The organism is Nostoc sp. PCC 9305 (assembly GCF_963920915.1).
In the GTDB taxonomy this organism is placed as follows: domain Bacteria; phylum Cyanobacteriota; class Cyanobacteriia; order Cyanobacteriales; family Nostocaceae; genus Nostoc.
The window spans coordinates 1-11,439 of the sequence record NZ_CAWUDN010000168.1 but is presented as its reverse complement, the minus strand read 5'-3'; the positions used below and the strand labels follow the sequence as shown (position 1 = coordinate 11,439).

10 protein-coding genes and 1 tRNA gene are annotated in these 11,439 nt (G+C 44.8%); 6 read left to right on the top strand and 5 right to left on the bottom strand.

The genetic code is table 11. The features are described from left to right. The 3 genes from ACM0OX_RS33670 to ACM0OX_RS33660 all read left to right on the top strand — a co-directional run. The coding region (locus ACM0OX_RS33670) for a WD40 repeat domain-containing protein (RefSeq protein WP_414519330.1) at nt 1-1,485 on the top strand (1,485 nt) is incomplete at its 5' end. Nucleotides 1,486-1,510: 25 nt separating this feature from the next. Continuing rightward, nucleotides 1,511-2,125, top strand: a complete 615-nt coding sequence (locus tag ACM0OX_RS33665; protein WP_414519328.1) for a hypothetical protein — start codon at nt 1,511-1,513, stop codon at nt 2,123-2,125. 104 nt (nt 2,126-2,229) lie between these two features. Next, nucleotides 2,230-2,973 carry an alpha/beta fold hydrolase gene (locus tag ACM0OX_RS33660; RefSeq protein ID WP_414519326.1) on the top strand — a complete coding sequence of 248 codons (744 nt, stop codon included), beginning with the start codon at nt 2,230-2,232 and terminating at the stop codon, nt 2,971-2,973. Nucleotides 2,974-3,296: 323 nt separating this feature from the next. Here ACM0OX_RS33660 and ACM0OX_RS33655 read toward each other — a convergent pair. Beyond that, nucleotides 3,297-3,369, bottom strand: a tRNA-Val gene (locus tag ACM0OX_RS33655). 143 nt (nt 3,370-3,512) lie between these two features. On the opposite strand from ACM0OX_RS33655, the gene ACM0OX_RS33650 reads away from it, so the two are divergent. Next, nucleotides 3,513-4,100 carry a metal-binding protein gene (locus tag ACM0OX_RS33650; RefSeq protein ID WP_414519324.1) on the top strand — a complete coding sequence of 196 codons (588 nt, stop codon included), beginning with the start codon at nt 3,513-3,515 and terminating at the stop codon, nt 4,098-4,100. Nucleotides 4,101-4,151: 51 nt separating this feature from the next. After that, nucleotides 4,152-4,970 carry a nucleoside triphosphate pyrophosphohydrolase gene (gene mazG, locus ACM0OX_RS33645; protein WP_414519322.1) on the top strand — a complete coding sequence of 273 codons (819 nt, stop codon included), beginning with the start codon at nt 4,152-4,154 and terminating at the stop codon, nt 4,968-4,970. Nucleotides 4,971-5,044: 74 nt separating this feature from the next. Here mazG and ACM0OX_RS33640 read toward each other — a convergent pair whose 3' ends face one another. Next, nucleotides 5,045-6,253: a transporter substrate-binding domain-containing protein gene (locus ACM0OX_RS33640; RefSeq protein WP_414519321.1), complete on the bottom strand. Its 1,209-nt coding sequence runs from the start codon at nt 6,251-6,253 to the stop codon at nt 5,045-5,047. A gap of 372 nt (nt 6,254-6,625) precedes the next feature. Then, complete coding sequence (locus ACM0OX_RS33635) at nt 6,626-6,835, bottom strand: aldehyde dehydrogenase family protein (RefSeq protein ID WP_414519319.1); 210 nt, start codon at nt 6,833-6,835, stop codon at nt 6,626-6,628. 379 nt (nt 6,836-7,214) lie between these two features. Here ACM0OX_RS33635 and ACM0OX_RS33630 point away from each other — a divergent pair, with 379 nt between their 5' ends. After that, a complete protein-coding gene (locus ACM0OX_RS33630; RefSeq protein ID WP_414519317.1) occupies nt 7,215-9,503 on the top strand; it encodes an ATP-binding protein in 2,289 nt (762 codons plus the stop codon). 13 nt (nt 9,504-9,516) lie between these two features. Here ACM0OX_RS33630 and ACM0OX_RS33625 read toward each other — a convergent pair whose 3' ends face one another. Both ACM0OX_RS33625 and ACM0OX_RS33620 read right to left on the bottom strand, forming a co-directional pair. After that, nucleotides 9,517-9,741: a hypothetical protein gene (locus ACM0OX_RS33625; protein WP_414519315.1), complete on the bottom strand. Its 225-nt coding sequence runs from the start codon at nt 9,739-9,741 to the stop codon at nt 9,517-9,519. A 166-nt stretch (nt 9,742-9,907) separates the two neighbouring features. After that, the gene (locus ACM0OX_RS33620; RefSeq protein WP_414519313.1) at nt 9,908-11,386 is read right to left on the bottom strand and encodes a zinc metalloprotease HtpX; all 1,479 of its coding nucleotides are present in this window, start codon (nt 11,384-11,386) and stop codon (nt 9,908-9,910) included. Nucleotides 11,387-11,439 lie beyond the last annotated feature (53 nt).

The following is an 11,439-nucleotide window of genomic DNA, read 5'->3' as shown; positions in this document are numbered from 1 at the left end:
CCCGATGGCAAGACACTGGCTTCTGGTAGTGATGACAAGACGATCAAACTCTGGGGTGTCAGCACAGGCAAAGCGATTAAAACCCTGCCTGGGCATAGCAGTTCGGTCATTAGCGTCGAATTCAGCCCCGATGGCAAGACACTGGCTTCTGGCAGTGATGACAACACAATCAAACTCTGGGATGTCAGCACAGGCAAAGCGATCAAAACCTTGACTGGGCATAGCAGTTCGGTCTTAAGCGTAGCCTTCAGCCCCGATGGCGAGACACTGGCTTCTGGCAATGATGACAAGGCGATCAAACTCTGGGATGTCAGCATAGGCAAAGCGATCAAAACCTTGACTGGGCATAGCCGTTCGGTCATTAGCATCGGATTCAGTCCCGATGACAAGACACTGGCTTCCGGCAGTGTAGACAAGACGATCAAACTCTGGGATGTCAGCACAGACAAAGCGATCAAAACCCTGATTGGGCATAGTAGTTCGGTTTATAGCGTCGGATTCAGCCCTGATGGCAAGACACTGGCTTCTGGCAGTGTAGACAAGACGATCAAACTCTGGAATGTCAGCACAGGCAAAGCGATCAAAACCCTACCTGGGCATAGCCGTTCGGTCTGGGGCGTCGGATTCAGCCCTGATGGCAAGACACTGGCTTCTGGTAGTGTAGACAAGACGATCAAACTCTGGGATGTCAGCACAGGCAAAGCGATCAAAACCTTCACTGGGCATAGCAGTTCGGTCTGGGGTGTCGGATTCAGCCCCGATGGCAAGACACTGGCTTCTGGTAGTGTAGACAAGACGATCAAACTCTGGGATGTCAGCACAGGCAAAGCGATCAAAACCCTACCTGGGCATAGCAGTTCGGTCTGGGGCGTTGGATTCAGCCCCGATGGCAAGACACTGGCTTCTGGTAGTGGTGACAACACGATCAAACTCTGGGATGTCAGCACAGGCAAAGCGCTCAAAACCCTGATTGGGCATAGCAGTTCGGTCTATAGCGTTGGATTCAGCCCCAATGGGAAGATACTGGCTTCTGGCAGTTTTGACAACACGATCAAACTCTGGGATGTCAGCACAGGCAAAGCGATCAAAACCCTGACTGGGCATAGCAGTCCGGTCTATAGCGTCGGATTTAGCCCCGATGGCAAGACACTGGCTTCTGGTAGTGGTGACAAGACCGTGATTTTATGGGATTTGGATTTCGATAATTTATTAGACAGTGGTTGCAAGTTGCTAAATAATTATCTCATTGCCCATCCTGAAGTATTAGAAGAGTTACAATCATGCCAAATTCCATCTCGGTTAGCGCAAGGAGCGACAACGTTAGTTATCCAAGGTGAGAAGTTAGCGCGAAATGATGATATTAATGGCGCTGTTGAAAAGTTTGGCAAAGCACAACAGTGGGATAATAAATTAAAGTTTGATTCCCAGACGAGAGCGAAAGAGTTGGCGAATCATGGCAAAGGTGACAAGGGGACATTACCCTAATGATAGATAATCACAAGGTGGAAGGATGGCATACAGCGATTTCAGTCTCCCCAATGTGAAAAAGAGTTTTGATTTAACACTCGATGAAACTCAGAATTTATTTGTTGATACAAAACCTGTTACACCATCAGAAACACTCAGAACGATTTTCATAGATTACATCCCTTTAGCAACTGCGATCGCAACCGAAAAAGCAAGGTCAGAGTTTTTAATTGCACCAATCCTCGCAGAGGTCAGACGATTATTAAATAATCAAATCTCGCTGTTCTCTGGAAATGAATTTAATGTTGATGCGACTCAAGGCTTACAAGGTTTTTGCGATTATATAATCAGTAATTCCCAAGAGCAATTATTTATTTCTGCTCCGGTAATGTTTATTTTTGAAGCAAAAAAAGAAGATATTATCGGCGGTCTTGGTCAATGTGTAGCGGCAATGATTGCAGCGCAATTGTTCAATGAAAATCAAGGCAATGAAGTTGGGCGGATTTATGGCTCGGTTACTAGTGGAACTAACTGGAAGTTTTTATTTTTAGAAGGAATGACTGTTTATATAGATTCGACTGAGTACTATATTAAAGAAGTTGATAAAATTTTGGGTATTTTATTGCAACCTTTTCAGCCTGTTTTAACTGCTGTTTGAATATATAGCATGTGCTGATGTAACTTACCCGATCGAGTTTTAAAATTTGCTAAAAAATAAGAGAAGTTAAAAAACTCGTCCACCATTACCACTATTCAATTTATATGAGTCTATTTTGTCTAGTTCATGGTGCTTTCCAAGCCACTTGGTGTTGGGATTTGCTCATTCCCCACTTAGAAGCACAGGGTAACAAAGCTGTAGCAATGGATTTACCAATTGAAAATTCATCTGCTACTTTGTCCCAATTTGCAGATGTAGTAATTCAAGCACTGCCAAAAACTGATGATGATATTGTGCTAGTCGGTCACTCAATGGCTGGTACTATAATTCCCCTAGTTGCTGAAGCAGTAAAAGTGCGTCAACTAGTATTTGTGGCAGCGCTACTCCCATATCCCGGAGTCAGTACACTCGACCAATTTTCTCATCGTCTCGATTCTGACACGCTCAAATCATTCAATTACCAGCCAAAAGACCCAAGTAAACTCCAACAGTTCTACGATGAGCCTGATATGTTTGAACCAGCTTCCGTAGGCAAAGATTATTCAGACGAAGCAGTATTAAGGGAGTTTTTCTTTCATGATTGTCAACCGGATGTAGCACAGTGGGCAATCTCGAAAAGTCGTTCGCAACAATCTATGGCATATATTTTTGAAACGAATCCTCTAAAAGCTTTGCCGCATGTTGAGCGTAAATATATTGTTTGTACCGATGACCGAATATTGTCTCCTACATGGTCACGCTATGCTGCACGCAAGCGCTTAGGAGTCGATGCCATTGAGCTAGTTTCTGGACATTGCCCACATCTGTCTCATCCTGACCTTCTTGCTTCAATATTAACTAGTGATTAATTTTTTGAGCAATCGAAAATCTTTTGCTTAAGCGGACTATCTAAATGGTGCGTTGGCGCAGCCCGCACTTCTCTACGAGACGCTCCGCGTAGCTTGCTTCTCCGAAGGAGTACGACATGGTTCGACTCCGCTCACCAGCCGCTCTGTTACCACCGTAGACATTGCTCATAATAAATGAAGCCCCATAAAGGTAAACTGGTATGGATTGGAGAACTTATATTCATTCAGACCCGAAAATTATCCTTTGCCGTACTTAAAAAATACTACAAATTCAAAAAGGCTAGAAACAGCTTATATGCGGTTTCTAGCCTTTATTTAGTTAATGGGCAGTACCAGACTCGAACTGATGACATCCTGCTTGTAAGGCAGGCGCTCTACCAACTGAGCTAACCGCCCGTTTGACTAATCCTTAACTAATATAGCAAAAGATTTCGCATTGCGCTAGTAGTTTCAAGAAAATCTTTTTTTCTCTTATACTGACTCAGTATTCAGTTACTCAGCACTAGCTCAACGCCCCGCTATCACTAACAGGATTTAGGATGCCCTCTGGTCGGACGCACGATCGCATTACTATGTATGCTCTGCCATTGGTGGCGGGCGTTACTTTTTGGCAAACTCGCAGTAGCAGTGCGACTTTGTTGGTTGCAGGCGGGTTTCTCTTTGGTGGGCTGATGTTTGGCCCCGATTTGGATATTTACTCTGTGCAATTTCAACGCTGGGGTTTCTTGCGCTGGATTTGGCTACCTTATCAAAAAAGTCTCCGGCATCGTTCTTTTTTATCCCACGGGCCGATTATCGGCACAATTTTGCGGATACTTTATCTGGGGTGTTTGCTTGCTATTTTGGCAATTTTCGTTTTGGCGATCGCTCAAAGGTTTTGGAATCTGAGTTTTAGTTGGCAGGATTTGGGGGGAATTGTGGGGCGATCGCTCGTGCAATACGATACTGAATATATCGCCCTGTTTTTGGGGTTGGAACTCGGTGCGATGAGTCATTCTCTCAGCGATTGGGGGGGATCGGCTTATAAGCGGGTAAGAAAACAGGGGGTTCGGGGGTTGCTTCCTAGTGGCAAAATTAAGAGGCGGAAGGTGAGGGGTGGTAGTCGTCGGGCGAGAGTGAAGAAGTAATTTTTTTAAACGCAAAGGAACGCTAAGGGAAGCGCAGAGGTACGCAGAGGTATGGAAAAGCAAGATGAGATTTTGGGGGCGTTGCAGGAGTTGATTGAGGTGGTGGCGAAGTTGCGCGAGCCTGATGGTGGTTGTCCTTGGGATTTGGCTCAAACTGCCGAAACTTTGACTCCTTTTGTGATTGAGGAGGCTTATGAGGTGGTGGATGCGATTAAGAGTGGGGATCAGGGTGCGATCGCTGAGGAGTTAGGCGATTTATTATTACAGGTGGTATTACAAGCCCAAATTGCCAGTGAATCGGGGCAATTTTCTCTTAAGGAAATCGCTCAGGGGATTTCCCAAAAGTTGATTCGCCGTCATCCTCATGTGTTTGGTGATGTGTCGGTGGCAAGTGTGGATGAGGTGCGGCAAAATTGGGAACAAATCAAAGCTGCGGAAAAGGGCGAAGCATCTCCAGACGCCCAAAAATTTAGTGCTAAACTCGCTCGTTATGGACGTACTCTTCCCCCACTGACGGCGGCGATGAAGATTTCTCAAAAGGCTGCGGCGATCGGGTTTGAATGGGAAAATATTCAGGGTGTCTGGGATAAGTTTCATGAGGAGTTGGGAGAGTTCCAGCAAGCTTTAGCTGAGGAAACACCAGAACGACAAGAAGCAGAATTAGGCGATTTACTATTTGCCGTGATTCAGCTAGCGCGTTGGCATAATCTTGACCCCAGCACTGCTTTGCAAGGCACAAATCAACGCTTTGTCCAACGATTAGAAAAAATGGAGGCGGTTGTTGACCGTCCCCTTTCTGATTACAGTTTGAATGAGTTAGAAACTCTCTGGCAACAGGCAAAAGCTCAACTGGCGAAAGAAGGGAGCTGAAAAGGGGCAGAGGGGCAGAGGGGAAAGCACTTACTGCAACTTCTCCCCTGCTCTCCTGCTCCCTGCTTCCTTCTTCAAGATTTTTCAGCATCAAACCACTTATCATATAGCGATTGATAAGTGCCATTTTCTTTGAGACTCAGCAAAGCTTGATTAATTGGTTTGCGGTAGGGACTGTTGTTGGGCAGGATGATACCGTAGCTTTCTTCACGCAAGATACTGCCAACAATCTGTACTTTCCCTTTGCCTTCATTGGCAGCATAGAAGAGGAGTACAGGCGCATCAAACACTACGGCATCAGCTTTTTTTGTTTGCAGAGCATTGTAAGCTTGCTCAATTTTGGTAACTTCTAAAACTGAAAGCTTATGTTCTCGCAGGTATGTGGCGGCTGTACTACCCGCAGTTGTGGCCACTACCTTGCCGGGTAAATCGTCTATGCTCCTGATATCGCCCTGAAGCTGTTGCACTGTCAATGAGGTAGTCGCGCTGGCTGTAAAGTAGGCGGCAAAAAGTACTCCGATGAACATCCAGACAATACCTACTAGGCGTCCCAATACTCCCTTGGGCATTTCGTCAGCTTGGGTTGCTAATGTGGCAGCTGACCACCAACAGGCTTTGAAAATGCCAGGAAAGTATGATTTAGGAATCATCCCATCTTTGTGATGACGCTCAGATAACCAAATAATATGGGCTGCTACGACAATTAGCACCAGGGCAACGCCTATTACCTGTAAGAGGCTGGCAGAGAAAAACAATTGCAAAATATTTGGAAAGGCGCCGTTGTTGCTTTCTGGGTTTCTGACCATAATTTGCAGTCCCCCAGAAAAAATAGGTAATGAGAAATCAAAATTCTGTTCGCGTTCGGCTGTAATTGAGATAGCTGAAATCCCCAAGTTGGCTTTGCCCTCTTTAATAGCAGAAAGCAATTCCGGCACACTGGAATATTCTATAAATTTAGAGTCTACACCTATTTTGTTAGCGATGCTGCGCCAGAGGTCGATACTGAATCCTGATAGCTGGCCTTTGTTTGATAGCACAAAGGGCGGTATAACTCGTGTAGCTACTAATAACGGTTGTTGGAGTTGTGGAGATTGTTGAGGTTCAGGTTTTTGGGCCACTCCTGGGGACGCCATTAACAACAATGCCAGAATTCCACCTACTAATCCTATGCAGGTATACAGTGCTAAGGAACGCTTGGTTTTGTTTTTATGGTCATATCTGCCAATTGGGCTGTTTTTACCAGCCATAAGTTGGCGAAATCTAGTGGCGATCGCATTTATCATCAGAATTCTCTTAGGGTTGTGTGCATAATCTATTTATCATGCCCACCCCATATCAAATATCACATTCATCATCCTCCTAAAATCGATTTTTTTCAGATTTAGGGGGATGAATAAACAGACAAGGGGACAAAGCGAGAAAATCCTGCTCTTGTCCAATACCTTTCGGTTAAGGGGAAAGGTAAAAGGGAAAAGAAAAGCTTTTAACCCAAACCCAGTAACCTTTTCCCAATGCCCAATTTCAAGTTAAAAATGCTTAACCGAACAGTATTGCCCTTTCCTTTGTCCCCCTATTTTCCCTTGTCCTCTTCGCCTCGAACTACAACTTGATGGTAACGGTCTTAACTTCGGTATATTGCTGCAAGCCATATTCGCCTAGTTCGCGACAACAAACTTGTCATAGCATTTTTCTTCGACAAATAATCGCGAACCAGCACAGCAGCACTGCCCCTGGTTAAAGAATAAGGCATCGTGGCAACCTGCGATCGCCGCGTCCATGTCTGCATCGGCAAAGACGATGTTAAGACTCTTACCACCAAGTTCCAAAGTTACGCGCTTCAGGTTACTCTTAGCCGCTGCTTCCATAATTAGATGACCTTTTTACCCACTGATTGTTAATCATCAACTTGGTTGGGCCAATTTTGACCTATTGTTCTGGTAGTGTTGCTGTAAATGTCAGGCCCCCCTTAAGCTATAAAAGCATTTGCTGAAATCTACCTATTATGTTTCTTGCTGTACAACACTGTAGATAGATTTCTTGATGAATTCTTTATTTTAGGATGGTAGGTAGTTAGAGGTTGAGAACTATATTGTGTTTAATTAACTTTGTAGAACTGGCGTTGTCAAGCCAAACCTCTATCTTTTGAGCAATAGTTTTGAGATCGGCTTTTAGCGTACATTTGGATTTATAATTGCCAGATATTTTATCTAATTTACGCTTCTTAGTCTTTGCAAAGTGAGCAACATGGATGTAGACGATTTCAGTCAACAAATAGAGACATTGCGCTCACGGGTAACGGGATTAGTGCAAAGGACTATAAGTGAGCCGTATTCACAGCAAGAACTAACAGCAGAAGCTTTTGAAGAACTTCAAATTACTTTAGAAGAACTACAAATCGCCTCCGAGGAACTACAAGCAACACGAATCGTAGTAGAGAAGGAGCGTCAGCGCTACCAAGAATTATTTGATTTTGCACCTGATGGTTACTTGGTAACTGATACATTCGGCACTATATTGGAAGCTAACCGTGCTGCTACCATACACCTCAATGTTTCACAGCGATTTTTGACTGGCAAACCGCTACTTACTTTCATCGCCCAGTCAGATCATCAAGCTTTTTTTAATTACCTAACTCAGTTGCAGCAGCTCGACCGGGGCGGGGAATGGGAAGTGTGTTTACAACCACGAGAAAAAATCTGTTTTGATGTCGCTTTGACAGTAGTTACCGTTCGTAATGATTTAGGTAAGCCAGTTGCTCTGCGCTGGCTAATGCGTGATATTAGCCAGCGTAGGCGTTTAGAGTTGCAGCGCCAGCAGTTATTTGCCAATGAGCAAGCCGCCCGAATTGCAGCCCAAGCGGCAGAAAAACGCTCTAATTTTTTGGCTGAAGCAAGTAGTGTATTGGCATCTTCCTTGGATTATCGCACTACCCTAACTAGCGTTGCGCAATTAGCAGTGCCTACCCTTGCTGATTGGTGTATTGTGGATGTCGTCGAAAATAATTTGCCCGTCTTTACTAACCCAGTCATCGTTGCATCTGAACCAGGAAACGATGCGCTGATCCGAGAACTCCAACAACGCTATCCAATTGCTGTTGATGCTGATTATGGCCCAGCGAAAGTTTTACGAACTGGTAAACCGGAACTGGTTACAAACATTCTTGAGTCTTCATTACAGAAAAAGTCCTCGAATGAGGAACACTTCAGTTTGCTGCGCCAACTCCAAATTAAGTCTCAGATGGTAGTGCCACTGTTAGTACGTAATCGCAAGCTAGGAACAATTCTATTTGCGTCTGCACAACCAGGACGCCATTACACAACTGTAGACTTAGAAATGGCTGAAGAACTTGCTCAACACGCAGCGTTCGCCATTGAAAATGCCCAACTTTATCAGCAAGCCCAAGAAGCTAACCGCATCAAGGAAGAGTTTTTAGCGATCGTTTCCCACGAACTTCGTACACCTCTCAATTCTATGCTGGGTTGGGTTCAACTAATACGTACTCGCAAATGGGATGAAGCAACTACCTCTAAGGCATTGGAGACAATCGAGCGGAATGCCAAACTTCAAAGAAAACTGATTGAAGATATCTTGGATATCTCACGCATTGTACAAGGACAAATTCGCCTAAATTTACGGAAAGTTGACCTTATACCTGTAATTCAGGCGGCAATTGAAGCTGTACATCCCACATCTGAAATTAAGGATATTCAAGTTGAATTTAATCTTGACTCTTCAGTTGGTCAAGTTATGGGTGATGCCGAACGCCTGCAACAAGTTGTCTGGAATTTGCTCTCTAATGCCGTCAAGTTCACACCTAGCGGAGGGCGAGTTGAAGTACATCTCGAACAGGTAAACTCAAATATCCAGATAACTGTCTCTGACACAGGTAAGGGAATTAGTACTGACTTTCTACCTTATATTTTTGAGCGCTTCCGTCAAGCTGATAGCACAACTACTAGAGTAGACAATGGTTTAGGGCTGGGGCTGGCAATTGTACACCATTTAGTAGAAATGCACTCAGGCACAGTCTACGCAGTTAGCGAAGGGGAAGGAAAGGGAGCAAAATTTACAGTGTTGTTGCCTCTGGTAGAACCGCAACCAGAGCAGTTAATTAAAGATAGTAAAGTAAAAGTAGATAACCTTTTAATACTCAACGGTTTGCAAATACTTGTTGTAGATGACAATGCCGATACGCGGGAGTTAATTGCCTTCATTCTTGAACAGTCTGGAGGGCAGGTGAGGGCAGTTAGCTCAGTAGGTGAAGCTCTAGAAGCACTAGAACGATTAAAACCAGATGTGCTAGTCAGTGATATTGGAATGCCTGATGAGGATGGTTATTCTCTAATTCGGAAAGTGCGGGCGCAGGAAGCAGAGCAAGAGGAGAAGATTCTAGCTGTAGCACTAACGGCATTTGCTAGAGATGAAGAACATAGGCTCGCTCTGCAAGCTGGATTCCAAGTTCATTTATCCAAGCCAGTTGAGCCAGAAGAGTTAGTGAAAGTGGTAGCCAATCTTGCCAAAGGCAGCATATAAGCTTAATGCACAATTAAGCTTTTGGTAGCAAATGCGATCGCCGAATCAACAAATGCGAACCCCGAATTAACAAAGGCGAACCCCGAATCAACAAATGCGATCGCCGAATCAACAAATGCGAACCCCAAATCAGCAAATGCGAACTCCAAATCAACAAATGCGAACTCCAAATCAACAAATGCGAACTCCGAATCAACAAATGCGAACCCCAAATCAACAAATGCGAACTCCAAATCAACAAATGCGAACCCCAAATCAACAAATGCGATCCCCGTATTATCCTGCCTCCTGCCTCCTGCCTCCTGCCCCCTTCAATAAAAAACGGAGGCAGCTACTAACTACCTCCTGAGAAATTAAAGCTTGGATGGACTGAGAAATGCTTCGACAGCAGCCTAGAAACTTTGCTAGCTGCGGCTCAAAAACATAGTCAAGACCACTCCCAGGATAATCGATCCACCGCCAAGGATGAATGACCAAAAGCGATGGTAACTGTTGACAACAGTGCCATTTTCACTTTGGAGTTGAATTAAATCCATCCAAGGCGCAACACCTCGACGGAACCAACCCACAGCCCCAACTTGTTCGCCAATCAAGCTTTGGACTCGCTTCATTCCAAACAAAAAATTGCCGATAGGACCAAAGCGTGAGGCGTAATGCAGATAAAGCATTCCGCTACGATCTTGAATTTTTAAATCGGAACCAAATTTATAACCAGCGTCGCCACGACCAATTAGTTGACCTTCAAGTTTTGCCGGTTGTCCGCGTAACGGGCTGGCATAAGGGTCTGACATCAGGGTGAGAATATCGGTTTCCGGTGCTTGCTTGTAGTCGGGGAACATTACCAAGGCTTTGACGAGAATTCCCATCCCTAAGCCAATAAGTGGCGCACCCAATACTAAACCTGTGTTTTGCGAACTTGACAACAAAATCACACCTGTTACCAAGCCAGCAAAGAAACCAATTGTTTCAGCGCCGTAGAGTACAACATCTAAAAAGAAGTTGCCGTAAAGCCTACTTTTATTCAGACTTTTGCCTTCTCCAATAACTCGCCCCATATCAAACTCAGTCGGTAAACCCAATTGTTCGGCGTAGTTGCTCAATGCGCGAACTCGTTTGCCTGTCAAGGGATGAGTGGAATTTAACTCCATCCACCAGCCCCAAGGGTTAAACATATCCCACAGAAAGACGCGACCAATTTTTTGAGTATCGGATGCAATACGGTAGGCGGTTCCTGTGGAAGCGGCGGCTTTATGGTCATAGATACCCAAGGCGCGAGTTCCTTCAATTAAACGGCTGGGTTCTTGTGTCCGCGAACCTTCCTCCAATATCCCATAAGCAATCTTCACCAAAGCGCGGGATAATCCATTGGGATTACCTGTACTTTCGGCTGCAAAGTGGTCAGCAAAGTATTCTCGTGTGCGGGAGAGGTACAGCACTAGATAAGTACCGATGACATAAAACACGTAGGCAACTAGACCAGCAGTTTGTATCGCATCTTTAATTTTGCTATCGCCACCACGTCCCAATCTTCTGGCTGTAATGTAAATTAGATAGCAAATTTGCACTAAGGTAGAAGCTACTGTCATCACTGCAAAGTCCCAGTGGACGATGTGCCCCAGTTCGTGAGCGTAAACGGTAGCAACTTCATCGTCATCGAGGTATGTGAAAAGTCCCTGACTGACGACTAAACGGGCGCTGTTCGGTAATGAACCATAAGTAAAAGCCGTGGGGTTCTGGTCGTCAATGATTCCCAAACGCGGTGTTTTCAGCTTTTTCTGCTCACAGATTTGGCGAATAACTTTAGCTGTCTCTGGACTGAGGGTTTCAACTTCTGCCAACTCTACCCAGCGAGTTTGGTAAAGCCAGCCTTGGGTTAAGTCCATGGTGCGATTCGGTGATTAGCGAATAACGGTAATCAGTCCGTAAATAACTAATC

Bases quoted from the DNA above. Each gene is read 5' to 3' on its own strand.
- ACM0OX_RS33665 (WP_414519328.1), top strand. From the start codon at position 1,511: ATGGCATACAGCGATTTCAGTCTCCCCAATGTGAAAAAGAGTTTTGAT.
- ACM0OX_RS33660 (WP_414519326.1), top strand. From the start codon at position 2,230: ATGAGTCTATTTTGTCTAGTTCATGGTGCTTTCCAAGCCACTTGGTGT.
- ACM0OX_RS33650 (WP_414519324.1), top strand. From the start codon at position 3,513: ATGCCCTCTGGTCGGACGCACGATCGCATTACTATGTATGCTCTGCCA.
- mazG (WP_414519322.1), top strand. From the start codon at position 4,152: ATGGAAAAGCAAGATGAGATTTTGGGGGCGTTGCAGGAGTTGATTGAG.
- ACM0OX_RS33640 (WP_414519321.1), bottom strand. From the start codon at position 6,253: ATGATAAATGCGATCGCCACTAGATTTCGCCAACTTATGGCTGGTAAA.
- ACM0OX_RS33635 (WP_414519319.1), bottom strand. From the start codon at position 6,835: ATGGAAGCAGCGGCTAAGAGTAACCTGAAGCGCGTAACTTTGGAACTT.
- ACM0OX_RS33630 (WP_414519317.1), top strand. From the start codon at position 7,215: ATGGATGTAGACGATTTCAGTCAACAAATAGAGACATTGCGCTCACGG.
- ACM0OX_RS33620 (WP_414519313.1), bottom strand. From the start codon at position 11,386: ATGGACTTAACCCAAGGCTGGCTTTACCAAACTCGCTGGGTAGAGTTG.